Source organism: Actinomadura latina NBRC 106108, from assembly GCF_001552195.1.
Taxonomy (GTDB): Bacteria; Actinomycetota; Actinomycetes; order Streptosporangiales; family Streptosporangiaceae; genus Spirillospora; species Spirillospora latina.
This window is the reverse complement of the sequence record NZ_BCQS01000017.1, coordinates 160,886-180,806: the sequence shown is the minus strand read 5'-3', so window position 1 is coordinate 180,806 and position 19,921 is coordinate 160,886. Positions and strand designations below refer to the sequence as shown.

The window sequence follows — 19,921 nt, the reverse complement described above, 5'->3', positions numbered from 1 at the left end:
CGAGCCCGGCCGCACCGAACGCCAGCGCGAGGACGGCCTCGCGCGGCCCCCAGCCGCCGATGTTGATCGGCAGGACCATCGCCAGCAGCGCGAGCAGCAGGAGCGGCAGCAGGGTGGCGACCGGAGCCGTCGCGCCGGCCAGGCGGGCCGCGACGACGAACAGCGCCAGATGTCCGCCCAGTGCCGCGACCGACAGGCCGACGATGCCCGGCCAGGCGCCCGCAGCGGCGCGCAGGTCGGTGAACGTGGACGCCAGGGCCGGATGCTTCCAGCGGCCCAGCGCCAGCACCCCCGCCAGGGCGATCCCCACCGGGATGAGGGCCGGGGCCATCGCCGACACCAGGGCCGGGTACGCGAACAGCGCGGCGAGCCCCGCGACGATGGCGACGCCCTGGCCGGCGGTCCGTTCGAGGAACACGGCCCGCACCCCTCGGGCGACGTCACCCGATCGGTGGCCGTGGCTCACCGCCCGGTGCACGTCCCCCAGGACGCCCGCGGGCAGCACGGCGTTGAGGAACTGGGACCTGTAGTAGTCCGTGACGGCGCCGGCCATGGGCAGGCGCAGGCCGACGCGCCGGGCGACCAGCCACCACCGGGCCGCGCTGAGCACCGTGGTCAGCAGGCCGATGGCGAGGGCCAGGACCACGGATTCGGAATCGATGGCGTGGAGCGCCGCCACGAAGGCGTCCGTGCTGTGCCACCACAGCAGCCCGGCAAGGATGCCCAGCCCGACGAGCAGGCGCCCCCAAGGCCAGAGCCTCTTCATGAAGTTCTCCCAGGTATGGCGAGCAGGTCCAGGTGGTGGACCTCGGCGGTGAGCCGGCCGGCGGCGCAGTCGGCGAGGCGCCGGCTCAGGTAGTCGTCCGCGGACGGGGCCAGGTCCGGTTGCTGCTCGACGGCGGCGCCGACCCAGCCGCGCAGCCACGCGGCGGTCAGCGCGGACTGGCCGGGGCCGAGCCGCCATGGGCTCGGACGGGTCAGGACGGTCGCGCCGCGCCGCCCGAACGCCTTGATCGCGGCGGTGACGGCGTCCGGCCCGAGCAGGCCGCCGCGGCGCTGGTGGGCGTCGAAGGCGGCGGCGACCACGGCGTCGAGCGGCTCGGACGGGGAGAACCGGACGCGGCCGACGACCGACAGGGTGAGCAGCGCCGGGCAGGCGGCCGCCGCGGCGATCGTCTCGATCCCGGCGGCGGTGAGCACGTCCAGCAGCGCGGACGCGGTGACGAGCGACGCGCCGACCAGGTCCGACGCCCGCAGCGCGGCGAGGTCGAACGCGCGCGTCTCGATCGTCGCGGGCAGCCCGTCGGCGGTGACGTAGTCGTTGGCGCGGGCGAGGTCGAGCAGGGCCGGATCGCGGTCGTGCAGGATCCAGTGCTGCGGGCCGCGCAGCCGCCCGGACAGCCAGCGGCCGAGCGAGCCGGTGCCGCAGCCGAGGTCCCAGATGACCAGCGGCCCGTCCGGCGGGAGTGCGGCCCGGAGCGGTTCGAGCAGGTCGGCGGCGCGGGCGGCGGCGTCGGCGCTCTCCCGCAGCGCCAGCCAGTCGGGGTCGAAGCTCATCGTGCCTCCCTCCGCAGCCGGGACAGGACGGTCGCCATGCGGCGGGCCGTGTCGTTCCAGCCGGGCAGCATGCCGCGGCGCAGCCGGGCGGCGGCGCGCAGGCGGCCCCGCAGCTCGGGTTCGACGAGCCAGCGGCGCAGCGCCGCGGCCAGCGCGGCCGGGTCGTCCGGCGGGACGAGGAGGCCGGGGACGGCGCCGGTCGGGTCCCAGCCGAGCGTGTCGGGGACGCCGTCCACCGACGTCGCGACGACGGGGATGCCGCGCGCGAGGGCCTCGGTCACCACCATCCCGAACGTCTCGGCGCGGGACGCGAGGACGAGCACGTCGGCGGCGGCGTAGGCGTCGTCCAGCCGCTTCCCGGCCAGCGGCCCCCGCAGGTCGACGCGGTCGCCGAGGCCGTGCCGGGCGATCAGCCGGCGCACGCGCGCCACGTGGCCGGGGTCGCTGCCGAGGGGGCCGGCGCATTCGCAGCGCCAGGGCAGGTGCGCGACGGCGGCGAGCGCCTCCACGAGGACGTCGTGCCCCTTGCGGGGGGTCACCGACGCCACGCACAGCAGGCGGGTCGCGCCGTCGGCGCCGGACGCGAGCGGCGCCGGGTCGGTGCCCGGGACGACGGCGTGGACGCGCGACGGGTCGAGCCCGTGATGGGCGATGAGGTGGTCCTTGGCCCAGGGGCTCGTGGCGACGACCGCCCCGGCGGCCTCCAGCACCTTCCGCTCCCCGGCGTTCAGGTCGGCTTGTCCGGGCTCGTCCGCCAGCGGGAGGTGGACGAGGACCGCCAGCCGCAGCCGTCCGGCCTCCGGGACGACGATGTCCGGGACCCCGCACGCGACCAGGCCGTCCATCAGGACGACGGCGCCGTCGGGCAGCGCGGCGAGCGAGCGGGCGAGGCCCTCCCGCGCCGCCGCGTCCGGGCGGGGCCACGACCCCGGCACCGGCACCTCGCGGACGGGACGCCCCGACGCCGCCAGCTCGTCGCACAGCCGCCGGTCGTAGTGGTTGCCGCCGCTCGGGGCGCCGGCGTCGTCGATGCCGCCGGGGACGACGACGCAGATCTCGGGCGCGGTCACAGGTCCCGCTCGTAACTGGCCCAGGCGACGTGCGACTCGTGCAGCGTCACCGTAATGCCGGACAGGCCGCGCGCGTGCTCGCCGAGCGCGCCCGCGTGGATCCGGCCGGCGAGCCGGTCGGCGATGACCTTGGCGAGGAACTCGGTCGAGGTGTTGACCCCGGCGAACTCCGGCTCCTCGTCCAGGTTGCGGTAGTTCAGCCCGCCCAGGACCTCGCCCAGCTCGCGGGTGGCGAGCCCGATGTCGACGACGAGCCCGTCCGGGTCGAGACCGGCCCGGCGGAACGTCGCGTCCACCACGTACGTGGCGCCGTGCAGCCGCTGCGCCGGCCCGAAGACCTCGCCGCGGAAGCTGTGCGCGATCATGACGTGGTCGCGGACGGTGATGCCGAACAAGAGCGTCCTCCTCGTTGACGATCCGACACAGTAGGGATCCGGCTCAGTTGAGATCCGGCTCAGTAGACGATCCGGTGGCAGAGGGCGGGGATCTCGCCGTTCGCGAGCCGCGGCATCAGCTCCGGCAGCTCGGCGAAGGGGCTCTCCCCGGTGATGAGCGCGTCGAAGGCGGGGTTCGCGAGCAGCCGCAGCGCCAGCGCGAGCCGGTCGGCGAACGTCCGGCCCGCCCGGCGGGACGGCGGCACGGCGCCGACCTGGCTGCCCCGGATGGTCAGCCGCCGCGAGTGGAAGAACTCGCCGAGCGGGACGCTGATCCGCCGGTCCCCGTACCAGCTCAGCTCGATGACCTCGCCCTCCGGCGCGAGCAGCTCCAGCGCCCGCGCCAGCCCCGCCTCGGTCGCGCTCGCGTGGACGACGAGGTCGCAGCCGCCCAGGGCCCGCTCCGGCGTGGCGAACTCGACGCCGAGCGCCTTCGCCGCGGAAGCTCGGGACGGGTCGGTGTCGACCAGTTGCACACGGCTCCCCGGGAACCCGGCCAGGACCCCCGCGACCGAGCAGCCGACCATCCCGGCGCCGACCACGGCGATGCGGTCGCCGACGAGCGGCGCCGCGTCCCACAGCGCGTTCACCGCCGTCTCGACCGTCCCGGCGAGGACGGCCCGCTCCGGCGGCACACCGGCCGGGACGACGCTGACCGCGCTCGCCGGGACGACGTACCGGGTCTGGTGCGGGTAGAGGCAGAACACCGTCCGCCCGGCCAGCTCGGGCGGCCCGTGCTCGACCACGCCGACGTTCAGGTACCCGTACTTGACGGGGCCGGGGAACGTCCCGTCCTGGAACGGCGCCCGCATGATCGCGTGCTGGTTCGGCGGGACGCCGCCGCGGAACACGATCGCCTCGGTCCCGCGGCTCACGCCGGAGTACAGCGTGCGGACGACTGCCTCGCCCGGCCCCGGCTCCGGCAGGACGAGGTCACCGATCTCCCCCTTACCGGGCGACCGGATCCAGAAGGCGCGCGCGTCGCGCTCCATCCGTGCTCCTCCCCCGGGCCGTGCCGGCGCGCCGGTCCCGCCGCGCCGACAGCCACCGCACGTCCCGCCCGAACGACCACACCAGCAGCGCGAGCGCCGCCGCCACCAGCAGGCCCGCGTACGGGACGACCCCCGCCGCGGCCACGACCAGCACCACGCCCTGCACCACCGCGACGGTCTTGCGCGCGACGCTCGGCCGCAGGTCGGCGCGCAGCCACGGCGCCGCCCAGGCCGCCGCGCCGAACGCGTACCGCATGGCGCCGATCGCGAGGACCCACGCCCCGGCCGACCAGGCGACCTCGACGCTCAGCACCAGCACCAGCAGCGCGTCGGTCTCCATGTCGAACCGCGCACCGAGCTTCGACGCCGTCCCGGTGCGCCGGGCGACCTGCCCGTCCACGCCGTCCAGGACGAGCGCGACCGACGCGACCGCGACCAGCGCCGCGGTGTGCCCGGCGCCGGCGAGATGCCCCGCGACCAGCGCCGCGACTCCTCCGGTGAGCACGACCCGCGCCAGCGTCACGTGATCGGCCGGTCCGAGCGTGCGCCGCCGCCGGAAGGCCCGGGTGAGGAGCGCCCACGACGCCAGCGCGTATCCGACGCCCACGGCCAGGCCCGCGTGGCCGGGACGAAGCACCGCCAGCAGCGCGAGCTGCGCCGCCACCGCGAGCCCCAGTTCGGGCCCCCGGGTGAGGCGCGGCCGGCGCGGCAGCGGCACGGGAGCCCGCAGCGGCGGCCGCAGCGGCGGCCGCGTCAAGGTCATGGGCCGCACCATCAGTGCACCTCGCTGACCGGTGCCTCACCGAGAACCGCGGCGTCCAGCTGGGGCAGGTCGTGGCCGAGGCGGTCGCGCTTGGCGGTGAGGTAGCGGACGTTGTCGTCGCTGACCGGGACGAGCAGCGGCACCCGGGCGGCGACGAGCACGCCGTAGGACTCCAGCGCCCGGACCTTGTCGGGGTTGTTCGACATCAGCCGCACCGACCGGACGCCGAGGTGCCGCAGGATCCGTGCGGCCGGGCCGTAGTCGCGGACGTCGACCGGCAGCCCGATCGCGGTGGCGGAGTCGACGGTGTCGAGGCCCTGGTCGTCCTGCAGGATGTGGGTGCGCACCTTCGCCACCAGCCCGATCCCGCGCCCCTCGTGCCCGCGGAGGTAGACCAGGATGCCGGCGCCCTCGCGGACGATCGTGTCCAGCGCCGCGCCGAGCTGGTCCCCGCATTCGCAGCGGGTGGCGCCGAAGATGTCGCCCGTCATGCACTCGGAGTGCATCCGGACGAGCACGTCCCCGCATTCCCGGACGTCGCCGCGCACCAGCGCCATGTGCTCGTGCCCGTCGACAGGGTCGCGGAACGCGACGGCGCGGAACACGCCGCGCCTGGTCCGCAGATCCGCCTCCGCGATGTCCTTCTGGTCGATGCCCTGCTCGTGCATCGCTCCCCTTCCTCGGCTCCGCAATCACCTCTGGTACGTGGCCACATATCCGGGTGGTTGCGTCCAAACGGTCCGTATAACCGGTGGCACGCAGGGGAGGCACCGCAGGGTTCAGCCTAGGCGCGTGCGAACCACCAAGTCGTGAAGAGCGCGGCGGCCCGCGGGGGACCCGGGCAGGGCGCTGCGGTCGCGCTCGTCCTCCAGCCGGGCGGCGAGCGCGGCGACGTCGTCCTGGAGGCGCGACGCGGCGGGCGCGTCCGCCGGGAGGGCGCCGTGCTCGGCGGCGCGCTTGGCCTCGATCAGGTCCGGCAGGTAGGACGGGCCGTCGCCGGTGAGGCGGGTCAGGTCGGCCTCGACCTCGCCCGTCCGCATCAGGTGGACGCCCGTCAGCAGCACCCGGAACGTGTAGAGCAGCGGCTTCAGCTCGCGCGACCTCTCGAACAGCTGCCACTGCGACCGCGCGAACCCCAGGTAGTGGTGCGCGTGGTTGGACGTGACGAGCCCCGGCACGAGCGCCTTCAGCTCGGCGTGCACCTCGGACGTGGCCACGACCAGCGGCGACATGACCTGCTCAAGGACGTAGCCGTTGCGCCGCAGCAGCAGCGCGCAGAACTTGGCGAGGTCGTGGGTGACCGCGTCGGCCTCCACACCGTCGTGGTCCCACATCAGCGTGATCGTCTCGTCGCCCTTCTCCAGGCCGACGATCTCCTCCAGCGGCAGCAGGTGGACGCCGCGCAGGTCGATGTCGGAGTCCTCGGACGGGAACCCGTACAGATGCGCTCCGCTGACGGTGAGGAACGCGCGCGGGTAAGGATGGTCGGCGGCGAAGCGCTCGATCATGCCTTCGGGGAGTTTCACCAGGTCACGCTCCTGCGGCGGATGGAGATCAGCAGGTCCTCGACCGTCGCGCGGTCGGGCTCGGGCGGCAGCGGGCTGTGCTCCAGGGCCTCGTCGAAGCCGGCGGCGAGGGAGGCGCGCCAGGTCTCGATCTCGTCCCAGGCGACCTCGCCGCGGCGGACGGCGAGCAGCCGGTCGCGCAGGTCGCCGACGCCGACGCGGGGCTCCCCGTGCCGGACGAGGTGCAGGCCGCTCACCAGCAGCCGCAGCATGTGCATGACGTGTTTCCAGCGCGGCGCGCCACCGCTGCGCAAGTCGCCTTCCAGCTTGCGGAACTGGGCCTCGGCGTAGCGGAGGAACGTGCGGTGCGCGTGCCGGGACAGGAAGGCCGGCCGGACGGCCAGCAGCTCCTCCCCCACCGGAGTGACGCGTTCCACCAGCGGCGACCAGAGGCACTCCAGGACGGTCGGGTTCGCGGCGAGCGCCAGCTCGCAGAACCGCTCCAGCTCCCAGGAGAACTGCTCGGGCAGCGGGCCGTCCACGTGGGCGGGCGGCTTGGTGAAACGCCAGAACAGCGGGGCCGGGGCTGCGTAGACGCCGCGCCGGTCGACGTCGCTGTCGCCGGTCGCCAGCCCGTAGGCTCGCGACCCGGTCACCACCGACAGGATCGTGTGGTCCCGGACGAGGTCGAGCGCGGCGCCATGGTCGGAGATCGTCACGGGGGCAGCCTGGCGCAGCGTCCGCGGGCGCGTCGACCCGATTGTCCGGGCGCTGTAAGTCGGTTACAGAATGGGCACGAACTTGCTGAAACTTTCTGCAAGTGGTTTACGAGCCTGCAACGCGTTGCTAACGTCCCGGTCCAGTCACCCCCAGTACGGACCTGCGGGACGGCGGCCCCGGCGAGGGCGCGTCCCGCGAAGGAGGACACCATGCGGCGCATCCCCCTGATCGGCGGCGCACCTCTCGCGGGCGGCATCGTCTGCGCCGCCGTCGCGCTCTCGCTCTCCGCCTGCGGCGGCGATGACGGCGGCGGCTCCGCGGGCGGCGCGGGCGCGGCGGCCCTGGACGGCCGCGGCCCCATCACCTTCGTCACCGGCAAGGACCGCTCGGGCAACCTGCAGAAGCAGGTGGACGCCTGGAACGCCGAGCACGCGAAGGAGCAGGTCCGCGTCATCGAGCTGCCCGACGAGCCCAACGACCAGCGGCAGCAGATGATCCAGAACGCCACGACCAAGTCGGACGCCTACTCGGTGCTGAACCTCGACGTGGTGTGGACCGCCGAGTTCGCCGCGAACCGCTGGCTCGCCGAACTGCCCAAGAACAAGATCGACCTGTCGAAGATGCTGCCCGCGACGATCACCACCGGGCAGTACCGCGACCGGCTCTACGCGGTGCCGTCCACGTCCGACGCCGGGATGCTCTACTACCGCGAGGACCTCCTCAAGAAGGCCGGGATCTCCGCGCCGCCGAAGACCTACGACGAGATGTGGGACGACTGCGAGAAGGTGAAGAAGCTCTCCGGCGAGGGCGGCATCGACTGCTTCTTCACCGAGGTCAACAAGACCGAGAGCCTGACGATCAGCGCGGTCGAGGCGATCGGCAGCGCCGGCGGCTCGATCATCGGCGCGGACGGCAAGCCGGCGCTGACCACCCCGCAGGCCAGGCAGGGCGTCGAGTTCCTCGTGAACGCCAAGAAGGAGCACATGCCCAAGGAGGCCGTCACCCTCGACACCGAGGGCGGGCGCCGCTACTTCCAGTCCGGGAAGCTGGTCTTCCAGCGGCAGTGGCCCTACCAGTACGCGCTGGCCGGACAGAAGGACGGCTCGTCGAAGGTGGCGGGCAAGTTCGCGGTCGCGCCGCTGCCCGGGCTGAACGGCCCCGGCGTCGCCAACCTCGGCGGCCACAACCTCGCGATCTCCGCTTTCGCCAAGAACAAGGCGACCTCGCTCGACTTCATCCGGTACCTCACCGGTGAGCAGGCCCAGCGCGACAACCTGCTCGCCACCTCGCAGGCCCCGACCATCGCCGCGCTGTACGACGACCCGGAGATGGTGAAGAAGTTCCCGTACCTGCCCGTCCTGAAGCAGGCCATCACGAACGCCAAGCCGCGCCCGGTCGCGGTGAAGTACGGCGACGTGACCGCCGCGATCCAGGGCGAGATGTACGACGCGGTGACCGGCAAGAAGCCCGCCGGCCAGGCCCTGGCGGACCTGCAGGCCAAGCTCCAGCCGCTGACCGCGCAGTGAGCCACGTGACCACGACCGAGACGCCGTCCGCCGCGGGCACCCCCGCGGCGGACGCGCCCCGCCGACGCACGCGCGACGTGCAGGGGACGAAGCGGCTGGCGGCGCTGCTGCTGTCCCCCACGCTGCTCGTGCTCGCACTGGTCATCGGCTACCCCGTTCTCGCCGGGTTCCGCGAGTCGCTGTACGCGCGCGGCGAGGGCCTGGACGCGCAGGGGTTCGTCGTCGAGGGCGACCGGTTCGTCGGCCTGGACAACTACACCGCGATCTTCCAGGGCGACCGCGCCGACGCGTTCTGGAACGCCTTCTCCAACACCACGTTCTTCACGCTGACGACCGTGGTCCTGGAGACGCTGATCGGCGTCACGATGGCGCTGATCATGCATCAGGCGTTCAGGGGACGGGCGATCGTGCGCGCCGGCATCCTCGTCCCGTGGGCGATCCCCACCGCGATCTCCGGCCTGCTGTGGCGGTGGATCTTCCAGGCGGACGGCGCCGCCAACGCGGTGCTGCGGCAGCAGATCCTGTGGACCGCCGACGGCTTCCCCGCCAAGGCGGCCGTCGTCATCGCCGAGGTCTGGAAGACCTCCCCGTTCATCGGGCTGCTCGTCCTCGCCGGGCTGCAGATGATCCCCCGGGAGGTCTACGAGGCCGCGCGGGTGGACGGCGCCGGGCCCGTCCAGCAGTTCTTCCGCATCACATTGCCGCTGGTGAAGCCCGCGCTCCTGGTCGCCGTGCTGTTCCGCATGCTGGACGTCCTGCGCATGTTCGACCTGCCCGCCGTGCTGATCGGCGTCAACCAGAAGTCGGTGGAGACGCTGACGATGATCGCCTGGTTCGAGGCGTCCAACCTGCGGTACGGGTCGGCGGCGGCGTACGCGACGGTCCTGTTCCTGTACATCGCGCTGATGGCGTTCCTGTTCGTGAAGCTGCTCGGCGCCGACATCATCGGCGAGGCCCGCCGGCAGTCGAGACGGGGACGGAGGAAGGCGGCATGACACAGACGAAGCGGCTGCTGTCCTATCTCGGGTTCGCCGCGGTGGCGGTCTACTGCCTCGCGCCGTTCTACTGGATGACGATCTCGGCGTTCCGCCGCCCGCAGGACCAGTTCGACAACTCGATCGTCCCGGCCCGGTGGTCGTGGGAGAACTTCTCCGCGGTCTTCTCCGGCGACAACGGATTCGGGCGGGCCCTGCTGAACAGCGTCATCGTGGCCGGCAGCACGACCGTGCTCACCCTGCTGATCGGCACCTTCACCGCGTACGCGCTGGCCAGGCTCGACTTCCGGTTCAAGAACGCGGTGCTCGGGCTGATCATCGCGACCACGATGTTCCCGGGGATCTCGCAGCTTGTTCCCTTGCTGAAACTTTTCACGGACATCGGGTGGATCAACACCTACCAGGCGATGGTGCTGCCCAGCCTCGGGTTCGCGCTGCCGCTGTCGGTGTGGCTGCTCACCGCGTTCTTCCGGCAGCTGCCGCTGGAGCTGGAGCAGGCGGCGATGGTGGACGGCTGCACCCGCGGCCAGGCGTTCCGCAAGATCATCGTCCCGCTGGCGGCGCCCGGGGTGTTCACCACCGCGATCCTGACCTTCATCGCGGCGTGGAACGAGTTCCTCATCGCGCTGTCCATGGTCAACAAGAAGGAGATGCAGACCGCCACGGTCGCGATCTCCAAGTTCACCGGCGTCTCCGGGTTCGACCAGCCGTTCGGCACCCAGATGGCGGCCGGGGTGATCGTGACCGTCCCCCTCATCGTCGTGGTGCTGGTCTTCCAGCGCCGGATCGTCGCCGGCCTCACCGCCGGCGGCGTCAAGTGAAGCACCCGGCCGGCTCCCGACCCGAAGGATGTCCATGACCCAGGAGACCCTGCTCGCCCACGCCTCCCGCCGGGAGGGCAGCACCCGGTGGTGGCGCGACGCCGTCATCTACCAGGTGTACGTGCGCAGCTTCGCCGACTCCGGCGGCGACGGCGTCGGCGACCTGCCCGGCGTCCGGTCCCGGCTGCCCTACCTCGCCGGACTCGGCGTGGACGCGCTGTGGCTGACCCCGTTCTACGTCTCGCCGATGGCCGACTTCGGCTACGACGTGGCCGACTACCGCGACGTCGACCCGCTGTTCGGCACGCTCGCCGACGCCCGCGACCTGATCGCCGACGCGCACGCGCACGGCCTGCGGATCATCGTGGACGTCGTGCCGAACCACACGTCCGACCGGCACGCCTGGTTCCAGGCCGCGCTCGCCGCGCCGCCCGGCTCCCCCGAGCGCGCCCGCTACATCTTCCGGGACGGACGCGGCCCCGGCGGCGCGGAGCCCCCCAACGACTGGGAGTCGGTGTTCGGCGGCCCCGCCTGGACCCGGCTGCCGGACGGCCAGTGGTACCTGCACCTGTTCGCGTCCGAGCAGCCCGACCTGAACTGGGAGAACCCGGAGGTCCACGCCGAGTTCGCGGACATCCTGAAGTTCTGGCTCGACCTCGGCGTGGACGGCTTCCGCGTCGACGTCGCCCACGGCATGGCCAAGGCTCCCGGGCTGCCGGACGTCGGCCACCCGAACCAGGTCGAGATGCTCGGCACGGCCGTCCTGCCGTACTTCGACCAGGATCCCGTCCACGGCATCCACCGCGAGTGGCGGCGCCTCCTCGACTCCTACGACGGCGAGCGGATCGCCGTCGCCGAGGCATGGGCGCCCACGCCGCAGCGGCTCGCCCGCTACACCCGTCCGGACGAGCTGCACCAGGCGTTCAACTTCCACTACCTGACCGCGCCCTGGGACGCCGGCGGCCTGCGCGAGGTGATCGACGAGTCGCTCCGCACCGCCGCGGCGGTCGGCGCGCCGGCGACCTGGGTCCTGTCCAACCACGACGTGAAACGCCACGTCACCCGGTACGGCGACGGCGAGCGAGGGCTGCGGCGCGCCCGCGCGGCGGCCCTGCTGACGCTCGCGCTGCCCGGCTCGTCCTACGTCTACCAGGGCGAGGAGCTGGGCCTGCCCGAAGTGCTCGACCTGCCGGAGGAGTTCCAGCAGGACCCGCAGCGCCTCCGCGGCGAGGGCGCCGGCCGCGACGGCTGCCGCGTCCCGATGCCGTGGGAGGGCGAGGAGCCCCCGTTCGGCTTCGGCGCGGGCGCCGCGTCCTGGCTGCCGATCCCCACCGCGTGGCGCGACCTGACCGTCGCGGCGCAGAGCGCCGACGCGGACTCGATGCTGGCCCTCTACCGCGAGGCGCTGCGCATCCGCCGCGATCATCCGGCGCTCGGCGACGGCGGGCTCCGCTGGCAGGGGGCCCCACCCGGCACACTGGTGTTCGTCCGGGAGAACGGGGGAAGGCGGCTCGCGTGCGCGGTGAACACGGGAGACCGCACGGCCCGCGTCCCGCTGCACGGAGCCCCGCTCCTCGCGAGCGGCCCCGTCCACGTGGCCGGCGGCCACGTGGAGTTGGCCCCGGACACCGCTCTGTGGTGGGACGTCGAGGAGGGATAGTTTGAAACCCATGACGACGCGCCTGGCGGACATCGCGGCGCATGCCGGGGTGAGCGAGGCGACCGTGAGCCGCGTGCTCAACGGGAAGCCGGGCGTGTCCCCGACCACGCGCCAGGCGGTGCTGACCGCCCTGGACGTGCTCGGGTACGAGCGCCCCGCCCGGCTGCGCCAGCGGCGGGCCGGGCTGATCGGGCTGATCATCCCGGAGCTGACCAACCCGATCTTCCCGGCGTTCGCCGAGGTCATCGAGAGCGCGCTGGCCCGGCACGGGTACATGGCGGTGCTGTGCTCGCAGGCGCCGGGCGGCGTCGCCGAGGACGACTACATCGAGATGCTGCTGGAGCGCGGCGTCGCGGGGATCATCTTCGTCAACGGCCTGCACGCCAACGCCAACTCCGACCGGGCCCGGTACGCGCGGCTGCTGGAGCAGGCGCTCCCGATCGTCCTGGTCAACGGGTACCGGCCCGACATCGACGCGCCGTACATCTCGAACGACGACGTGGCGTCGCTGGAGGCGATCGTCGCGCATCTGGCCGCAATGGGCCACCGGCGGATCGGGCTGGCGATCGGCCAGGACGTGTACGTGCCGACGCGGCGCAAGACCGAGGGGTTCCGGCGCGGGATGGCCGCGCACAGCGACCTCGCGCCGGACGAGGTGGACGAGCTGATCGTCAACACCATGTACACGGTCGAGGGCGGGCAGGCCGCGGCGGCGAAACTGCTCGATGCGGGGTGCACGGCGATCTGCGGCGGCAACGACATCATGGCGCTCGGCGCGATCCGGGCGGCCCGTGCGCGCGGCCTCCGGGTGCCCGAGGACGTGTCCGTGACCGGCATGGACGACTCGCCCCTGACCGCCTACCTCGATCCGCCGCTGACCACGATCCGGCAGTCGGTGCGTGAGATGTCGATGGCCGCGGTGAGCACCGTCCTGGACGAGATCCGCGGTGCCCGCGCGCCCCGCACGGAGCTGCTCTACCGGCCGGAACTCGTCGTCCGGCGGTCGACGGCGCCCGCTCCCGCGGCGGCGCGGCTGACCCCGTGACCGAGGGCTGACCGGCTGTCGGACGGGGCCTGACCACGCTGGCCTCGCAGCTAGGTTGTTGTAACGGTTATGTTTCGGCGCATTGACAGTGAGCCCGGTCACGGTCTTTCCTTCGTGGGAGCGCTCCCACACTGGTGCAAGACACAACCTGAGAGGGGTCCGCCATGAGGGCCATCATGCGGCGCGGACTGAGTACAGCGATGGCCGCGGTACTCGTCGGCAGCCTCGCCGTCGCGTGCGGCGGAGACGGCGACGACAACAAGGGAGACTCCGACAGCGGGCCGATCGAGCTCACCGTCGACGTCTTCGGCGAGCCGGGCTACGACGCGCTCTACAAGCAGTACGAGCAGTCCCACCCCAACGTCAAGATCAAGCAGCGCAAGGTCTCGACGCTGGACGAGTACAAGCCGCGCATCCAGCAGTGGATGGCCACCGGCAGCGGAGCAGGCGACGTCGTCATGCTGGAGGAGGGCATCCTCCCGCTGTACATGCAGCAGCAGGCGAAGTTCGTCAACCTCTTCGACTTCGGCGGCAAGGACCTGGAGAAGAACTTCCTGCCGTGGAAGTGGCAGATGGGCGTCACGCCGGACGGCAAGCAGCTCATCGGCCTGGGCACCGACATCGGCCCTCTCGCCATGTGCTACCGCAAGGACCTCTTCAAGAAGGCGGGCCTGCCGACCGACCGCGAGAAGGTCGGCCAGCTCTGGTCGACGTGGGACGAGTTCCTCGCGACCGGGCAGAGGTTCCAGCAGAAGGTGCCCGGCAGCAAGTGGCTGGACGGCCCGACCGCCGTCTTCCGCGCCACCGTCCTGCAGAACGCCGGCAGCGGCCCCGGCTACAGCTTCTTCGACAAGAGCGACAACCTCGTCTACGACAGCAACCCGGCTGTCAAGCAGGCGTTCGACACGTCGCTGAAGTTCGCGGAGAACAAGCTCACCGCGGACATGTCGATCTTCACCCCGCCGTGGCAGACCGCCCTCAAGCGGAACACCTTCGCCACCCTGCCGTGCCCCTCCTGGATGCTCGGGGGCATCGAGGAGTTCTCCGGCGACTTCGGCAAGGGCAAGTGGGACGTCGCCAAGACCCCGGGCGGCGCCGGCTACTGGGGCGGCAGCTGGCTGGCCGTGCCCAAGCAGACCAAGCACGCGAAGGCCGCCGCCGAGCTGGCCGAGTTCCTGACCTCCCCGGAGGGCCAGGTCGCCGCCTACAAGTCCGCGAACGTCTTCCCCTCCTCGCCGCAGGCCGCGCAGGACCCGGCGGTCGCGGGCGCGAAGAGCAAGTACTTCAACGACGCCCCGGTGGGCCAGATCTTCGGTGAGCTGGCGGCCGGCGTGAAGCCGGTCTACCTCGGGCCGAAGAACGAGGACGTGCGCGCCGCGGTGGAGAACGTCCTGGTCTCCGTGGGCCAGGGCAAGCAGAAGCCGGCCGACGCCTGGTCGAAGTCCGTGGACGAGGCCAAGAAGGCCGCCAGGTAACCCCCGGCGACCCGTGACCACGGCGGCGGCGCCGCGCCGTTACCTCCCCGCCGGCGCCGCCGCCGTACCCATTCCGCCTCTCCCGCTTCGTCCCGTCCTCGGAAAGGAGGCGCACGACGATGACCACCGATCTGCGCCCCAGCCGGAACGGCCCGCCGCCGCCCACGCCGGCCAAGGCCCGCCCCGGCCCCGGCCGCAGCTGGCGGTCCCGGCTCGCCAGGCTCGATGTGAAGGCCGCACCCTATGCCTTCATCTCGCCGTTCTACATCGTCTTCCTGATCTTCGGCGCGTTCCCGCTGGTCTACACCCTCTGGGTCTCGCTCCACGACTGGGAGCTGGCGTCCGGGACGCGCAAGTTCGTCGGGCTCGACAACTACGACTACCTGCTGACGGACGCCGACTTCTGGCACGCGACGGTCAACACCCTCGGCATCTTCGTCGTCTCGACCGTCCCGCAGCTGCTGATCGCGCTGCTGGTCGCCAACGCGCTGAACCGGCGGATGCGGCTCCCCACCCTGTTCCGGATCGGCATGGTCGCCCCGCTGGTCACCTCGACCGCCGCCGTCGCGATCGTGTTCACCCAGATGTTCGACACCAACTGGGGCATGATCAACTGGGTGATCGGGCTGGTCGGCATCGACCCGATCAGCTGGTCGAGCAGCCGCGGCTGGTCCTGGATCGCCATCGCGATGATGGTCGACTGGCGCTGGACCGGCTACAACGCGCTGATCTACCTGGCCGCCATGCAGGCGATCCCGAAGGACCTGTACGAGGCCGCCGCGATCGACGGCGCCTCCAGGATCCGGCAGTTCTGGCAGATCACGGTGCCGATGCTGCGGCCCACGATCATCTTCACGGTGATCATCTCGACGATCGGCGGGCTGCAGCTGTTCACCGAGCCCGTCCTGTTCAGCGTCGCCACGCCCAACAAGATGGACGGCGGCCCGCTGCACCAGTTCCAGACGATCACGATGTACATGTACGACAACGCGTTCGGCCATGACCGGTACGGCTACGGCGCCACCGTCGCCTGGGCGCTCTTCGTGATGATCATCGTGTTCTCCCTGATCAACTTCCTGGCCGTGCGGCGCACGGGAGGGGGAGGCACCAAGTGACCACGCTCCTCGCAGGCCCCGGCGGACGGCCGAACGCCCCGAACAACAGAGCACGGCACGCCGCCGCACGATCCGGCCGGTTCCGCGGCATGTGGAACGCGAGCCCGCTGACCTACATCACGCTGCTCGCCGCGCTGGTGCTGTCGATCTTCCCGATCTACTGGATGATCATCGTCGCGACCCGCACCAACAGCGTGGTCGCCGACGTCCCGCCGCCGCTGCTCCCCGGCGCGCACGGCACCGAGAACGTCGGCCGGCTGTTCGACAACCCCGAGGCCTACTTCGCCAAGGGCCTGCTGAACTCGGCGCTCGCCTCCGCCGCGGTGACGATCTCCACGGTGTTCTTCGCCTCGCTGGCCGGCTTCGCGTTCGCCAAGCTGCGCTTCCGCGGCAAGAACGGGCTGCTGCTCACGATCATCGCGACGATGATGATCCCGGTGCAGATGGGCATCATCCCGCTCTACATGATCATGGTGAAGCTGGGCTGGACCGGCCAGCTGCAGGCGGTCATCGTCCCGTTCCTCGTCACCGGGTTCGGCGTGTTCATGATGCGGCAGTACGCCGACCAGGCCGTCCCGGACGAGCTGATCGAGGCGGCCCGCGTCGACGGGTGCACCACGTTCGGCATCTACTGGCGCGTCGTGCTGCCCGCGCTGCGTCCCGCCGCGGGCGTCCTCGGCCTGTTCACGTTCATGCAGACCTGGAACGAGTTCATGTGGCCGCTCGCGGTGCTGCAGCCCGACAACCCGACGGTGCAGCTGTCCATCAACAACCTGGCGAACGCGTACTTCAAGGACTACACGCTCATGTTCGCCGGCACGAGCGTGGCCATCCTGCCGCTCCTCATCGTGTTCATCATTTTCGGCCGCCAGATCATCGGCGGAATCATGGAAGGTGCTGTGAAGGCGTGACCTCCCTACAGGACGACACCAGCGCGGCTCCCGCCGCACCTTTCCCGACCGGTTTCCGCTGGGGGGCGGCCACCGCCGCCTACCAGATCGAGGGAGCCGCCGGAGAGGGCGGGCGCGGGCCGTCCATCTGGGACACCTTCTGCCGCACGCCGGGCAAAGTCCTCAATGGTGAGAACGGCGACGTCGCCGTGGACCACTACCACCGGTTCCGCGAGGACGTGGCGCTCATGTCGAGCCTCGGCCTGACCGCGTACCGGTTCTCGATCTCCTGGCCCCGGGTCCAGCCGACCGGGGCCGGGACCTTCAACGCCGAGGGCCTCGACTTCTACCGGCGGCTGGTCGACACGCTGCTGGAGGCCGGCATCGAGCCGTGGCCCACCCTGTACCACTGGGACCTCCCGCAGCCGCTGGAGGACAAGGGCGGCTGGCCCGAGCGCGAGACCGCGCACCGGTTCGCCGAGTACGCGGCGCACGTGCACGCCGCGCTCGGCGACCGCGTCCACCACTGGACGACGGTGAACGAGCCGTGGTGCGCGGCGTTCCTCGGCTACGCGTCGGGCGAGCACGCGCCCGGACGGCGCGACGCCGCCGCGTCGCTGCTGGCCGCGCACCACCTGATGCTCGGCCACGGCCTCGCCGTCGAGGCGATGCGGGCCCGCCGCCCGGACAACCGGTTCGGCGCCGCCGTCAACCTGTACGCGGTGTCCCCGGCGTCGGACGACCCCGCCGACGTGGACGCGGCACGCCGCATCGACGGGCTGCAGAACCGGCTGTTCCTCGACCCGCTGCTGCTCGGCCGCTACCCCGACGACGTCCTCGCCGACACGTCCCGCTACGGGTTCACCCCGCCGGACGCCGACCTGGCCGCGATCAGCCAGCCGATCGACCAGCTCGGCATCAACTACTACTCGCGGCACACCGTCGCCGGCACCCCCGGCGAGGCGGCGCAGACCGCGTCGTCGCCGTTCTCGACGCACTCCCCCTGGGTGGGCAGCGACCATGTCCGGTTCGTCCCCGCCGGGCGTCCCGTCACGGGGATGGGCTGGGAGATCGACGAGCGCGGCCTCCACGAGGTGCTGACCCGGCTGCACCGCGAGTACCCGTCCGTCCCGCTGTACATCACCGAGAACGGCGCGGGCTACGACGAGACCCTTGACGGGAATGGCACGGTCCAGGACGCGGAGCGCATCGCCTACCTGGACGCGCACCTGCGCGCCTGCCACGACGCCATTTCCGAAGGGGTGCCGCTGGGCGGTTACTTCACCTGGTCGCTGCTGGATAATTTCGAATGGGCTTGGGGCTATTCGAAGCGTTTCGGGCTGGTGCACGTCGACTACGCCACGCAGCGCCGCGTGCCCAAGGACAGCGCGCGCTGGTACGCCGGGGTGATCCGGCACGGCGGGCTGCCCGAGCGGGCCTGACGCGGGGGACGGTGGACGGTACGGACGAAGGGGGCCGGATGACGGGCAGGAGCACGCGTCCGACATTGGAAGAGGTGGCGGCGCGCGCCGGAGTGGGCCGCGGCACGGTGTCACGCGTGGTCAACGGCTCGCCGCGGGTCAGCCCGCAGGCCCGGGAGGCGGTGCTGCGGGCGATCGAGGAGCTCGGCTACGTGCCGAACCGCGCGGCCCGCACGCTCGTCACCCGCCGTACCGACACCGTGGCGCTCGTCGTCGCCGAGTCGGACCAGCGGCTGTTCGGCGAGCCGTACTTCGCCGGGATCATCCGCGGCATCAGCAACGGGCTCGGCGACACCGGGCTCCAGCTGCTGCTCGCCCTCGCCCGCTCCCCCGCCGAGTACGGCCGGCTGGAGGAGTACCTCACCACCCAGCACGTGGACGGGGTGCTCCTCACCTCGCTGCACGCCGAGGACCCGCTGCCCGCGAAGCTGGAGGCCAACGGCGTGCCGACCGTCCTCGGCGGCTGCCCGCCCGGCCTGACGCCGGTCAGCTACGTCGACGTCGACAACCGCAGCGGCGCCCGCGAGGCCGTCGGCCACCTGATCTCCGGGGGCCGGCGGCACATCGCGACCATCGCGGGCCCCCAGGACATGGGGGTGGGCATCGACCGGCTGGCCGGCTACCGGGAGGCGCTCGCCGACGCGGGGCTGCCCGAGTACGTCGCGTACGGCGACTTCGGCGAGGCCAGCGGCCTCGCCGCCGCGGAGAAGCTGCTGGCCACCGAGCCGCGGCTGGACGCGGTGTTCGCCGCCAGCGACCCGATGGCGTTCGGCGCGCTGCGCATCCTGCACCGGCGCGGGCGGCGCATCCCGGACGACGTCGCGGTGATCGGGTTCGACGACTCGTCCGCCGCGCCGCTCGCCGACCCGCCGCTCAGCACGGTCCACCAGTCGCTGGAGGAGATGGGCGTGGAGATGGCGCGGCTGCTGGTGTCCCGGATCCGCGGCGAGACGGTCGAGGACCCGGTGGTCATCCTGCAGCCGCACCTGGTGCTGCGCGATTCCGCCTGATCTACGATCGCCTGATGGGTTACGAACCGTCCGATGATGAGCTCGTCCATCTGAACCGCTGCGTGGAGCTGGCCGCCGAGGGGCTGGAGTCGGCCGACGAGCCGTTCGGGTCGGTGCTGGTCGCCGCGTCCGGGGAGGTCCTGTTCGAGGACCGCAACCGGGTGGCCGGCGGCGACCAGACCCGGCACCCGGAGTTCGAGATCGCCCGCTGGGCGGCGGTGAACATGACGCCCGGGGAACGCGCGGCGGCGACCGTCTACACGTCCGGCGAGCACTGCCCGATGTGCTCGGCCGCGCACGCGTGGGTCGGCCTCGGCCGCATCGTGTACATCATGTCGTCCCGCCAGCTGGTCGCTCTGCGCACGGAACTGGGCGTCCCGCCGGGGCCGGTCGCCGCCATCCCGATCCAGGAGGTCGCGCCGGGCGTCCGGGTGGACGGACCGGTCGCCGCCCTCGGAGCGACCATGCGCGACCTGCACACCCGCGCCTGCGCCTGAGGGCGGCGACGTCCTCACCTGCGGGTCAGCGCCTCCAGCCGTTCGACGGCGGCACGCCAGTCGTCCGGCAGCCAGCACCGCGTGGCCCGGTGCCCGCCATAGGCGAGGGTGTAGGTGAAGTGGTCGGCCACCCGGCACCCCTCCTCCGACGACTCCGTGGTGACGACACCATCGAGCGCGTCCCGCAGGCCGCGCATTTCATCGTCCGCCAGCGCGACCCTTTTCCCATTGATGAGGGCCGTTCCCGAATTGCCGACGGTCACCCGTTCCCGAATTCCGGCGAATCCGCCGGTGCGCTCATAGGTGACCAGCACGTCCGGCCCGGTGAAAGCGAGCATTGACGTCTCCTTTTCATGCGGGCCGCC

General features: G+C 72.2%; 20 protein-coding genes and 1 pseudogene. 11 read left to right on the top strand and 10 right to left on the bottom strand.

Features of this window, described 5'->3' with window-relative positions; all coding sequences use genetic code 11:
* Position 1 precedes the first annotated feature (1 nt).
* The 9 genes and pseudogenes from AL2_RS22510 to AL2_RS22470 form a co-directional block, all read right to left on the bottom strand.
* Positions 2-766: pseudogene (locus tag AL2_RS22510) on the bottom strand (lysylphosphatidylglycerol synthase transmembrane domain-containing protein); the annotation flags it as partial.
* The gene (locus AL2_RS22505) at positions 763-1,557 is read right to left on the bottom strand and encodes a small ribosomal subunit Rsm22 family protein (protein WP_067636561.1); all 795 of its coding nucleotides are present in this window, start codon (positions 1,555-1,557) and stop codon (positions 763-765) included. The pseudogene AL2_RS22510 and the gene AL2_RS22505, both read right to left, overlap by 4 nt.
* The gene (locus tag AL2_RS22500; protein ID WP_218003691.1) at positions 1,554-2,627 is read right to left on the bottom strand and encodes a glycosyltransferase family 4 protein; all 1,074 of its coding nucleotides are present in this window, start codon (positions 2,625-2,627) and stop codon (positions 1,554-1,556) included. The genes AL2_RS22505 and AL2_RS22500 overlap by 4 nt, the downstream gene beginning before the upstream one ends.
* Entirely contained in the window at positions 2,624-3,022 is a 399-nt protein-coding gene (locus AL2_RS22495) for a 6-pyruvoyl trahydropterin synthase family protein (protein WP_067636557.1), read from the bottom strand. Before AL2_RS22495 ends, AL2_RS22500 begins: the two co-directional genes overlap by 4 nt.
* Positions 3,023-3,081: 59 nt before the next feature.
* Positions 3,082-4,053, bottom strand: coding sequence for a zinc-dependent alcohol dehydrogenase (locus AL2_RS22490; RefSeq protein ID WP_067636555.1), 972 nt, complete (start codon positions 4,051-4,053; stop codon positions 3,082-3,084).
* Positions 4,010-4,816, bottom strand: a complete 807-nt coding sequence (locus tag AL2_RS22485; RefSeq protein WP_083946793.1) for a CDP-alcohol phosphatidyltransferase family protein — start codon at positions 4,814-4,816, stop codon at positions 4,010-4,012. Before AL2_RS22485 ends, AL2_RS22490 begins: the two co-directional genes overlap by 44 nt.
* Positions 4,817-4,827: 11 nt before the next feature.
* Positions 4,828-5,484, bottom strand: a complete 657-nt coding sequence (ribA, locus tag AL2_RS22480) for a GTP cyclohydrolase II (protein ID WP_067636552.1) — start codon at positions 5,482-5,484, stop codon at positions 4,828-4,830.
* A 111-nt stretch (positions 5,485-5,595) separates the two neighbouring features.
* A complete protein-coding gene (locus tag AL2_RS22475; protein WP_245666839.1) occupies positions 5,596-6,342 on the bottom strand; it encodes a nucleotidyltransferase domain-containing protein in 747 nt (248 codons plus the stop codon).
* Complete coding sequence (locus AL2_RS22470) at positions 6,339-7,040, bottom strand: nucleotidyltransferase domain-containing protein (RefSeq protein ID WP_245666837.1); 702 nt, start codon at positions 7,038-7,040, stop codon at positions 6,339-6,341. The genes AL2_RS22475 and AL2_RS22470 overlap by 4 nt, the downstream gene beginning before the upstream one ends.
* A gap of 210 nt (positions 7,041-7,250) precedes the next feature.
* Between AL2_RS22470 and AL2_RS22465 the strand changes: the two genes are divergently transcribed.
* The 11 genes from AL2_RS22465 (at position 7,251) to AL2_RS22415 (ending at position 19,556) form a co-directional block, all read left to right on the top strand.
* The gene (locus AL2_RS22465) at positions 7,251-8,567 is read left to right on the top strand and encodes an ABC transporter substrate-binding protein (protein ID WP_067636550.1); all 1,317 of its coding nucleotides are present in this window, start codon (positions 7,251-7,253) and stop codon (positions 8,565-8,567) included.
* 5 nt (positions 8,568-8,572) lie between these two features.
* Positions 8,573-9,562, top strand: coding sequence for a carbohydrate ABC transporter permease (locus AL2_RS22460; RefSeq protein WP_210747950.1), 990 nt, complete (start codon positions 8,573-8,575; stop codon positions 9,560-9,562).
* Positions 9,559-10,383, top strand: a complete 825-nt coding sequence (locus AL2_RS22455) for a carbohydrate ABC transporter permease (protein ID WP_067636548.1) — start codon at positions 9,559-9,561, stop codon at positions 10,381-10,383. Before AL2_RS22460 ends, AL2_RS22455 begins: the two co-directional genes overlap by 4 nt.
* A 34-nt stretch (positions 10,384-10,417) precedes the next feature.
* Positions 10,418-12,043 carry a glycoside hydrolase family 13 protein gene (locus AL2_RS22450; RefSeq protein WP_067636545.1) on the top strand — a complete coding sequence of 542 codons (1,626 nt, stop codon included), beginning with the start codon at positions 10,418-10,420 and terminating at the stop codon, positions 12,041-12,043.
* A gap of 10 nt (positions 12,044-12,053) precedes the next feature.
* Positions 12,054-13,088 carry a LacI family DNA-binding transcriptional regulator gene (locus AL2_RS22445; protein WP_067636543.1) on the top strand — a complete coding sequence of 345 codons (1,035 nt, stop codon included), beginning with the start codon at positions 12,054-12,056 and terminating at the stop codon, positions 13,086-13,088.
* Between the two features lie 164 nt (positions 13,089-13,252).
* Complete coding sequence (locus AL2_RS22440; protein ID WP_067636542.1) at positions 13,253-14,563, top strand: ABC transporter substrate-binding protein; 1,311 nt, start codon at positions 13,253-13,255, stop codon at positions 14,561-14,563.
* Positions 14,564-14,682: 119 nt separating this feature from the next.
* A complete protein-coding gene (locus tag AL2_RS22435) occupies positions 14,683-15,678 on the top strand; it encodes a carbohydrate ABC transporter permease (RefSeq protein WP_067636540.1) in 996 nt (331 codons plus the stop codon).
* Between the two features lie 89 nt (positions 15,679-15,767).
* Positions 15,768-16,589 carry a carbohydrate ABC transporter permease gene (locus tag AL2_RS22430; protein ID WP_067636641.1) on the top strand — a complete coding sequence of 274 codons (822 nt, stop codon included), beginning with the start codon at positions 15,768-15,770 and terminating at the stop codon, positions 16,587-16,589.
* Positions 16,586-18,010 carry a GH1 family beta-glucosidase gene (locus tag AL2_RS22425; protein WP_067636538.1) on the top strand — a complete coding sequence of 475 codons (1,425 nt, stop codon included), beginning with the start codon at positions 16,586-16,588 and terminating at the stop codon, positions 18,008-18,010. The genes AL2_RS22430 and AL2_RS22425 overlap by 4 nt, the downstream gene beginning before the upstream one ends.
* Before the next feature lie 38 nt (positions 18,011-18,048).
* Complete coding sequence (locus AL2_RS22420) at positions 18,049-19,059, top strand: LacI family DNA-binding transcriptional regulator (protein ID WP_067636536.1); 1,011 nt, start codon at positions 18,049-18,051, stop codon at positions 19,057-19,059.
* Positions 19,060-19,073: 14 nt separating this feature from the next.
* Entirely contained in the window at positions 19,074-19,556 is a 483-nt protein-coding gene (locus AL2_RS22415) for a nucleoside deaminase (RefSeq protein ID WP_067636534.1), read from the top strand.
* A 14-nt stretch (positions 19,557-19,570) separates the two neighbouring features.
* On the opposite strand, the gene AL2_RS22410 is transcribed toward AL2_RS22415, so the two are convergent.
* Positions 19,571-19,894: a hypothetical protein gene (locus AL2_RS22410; protein ID WP_067636532.1), complete on the bottom strand. Its 324-nt coding sequence runs from the start codon at positions 19,892-19,894 to the stop codon at positions 19,571-19,573.
* Positions 19,895-19,921: the final 27 nt, after the last annotated feature.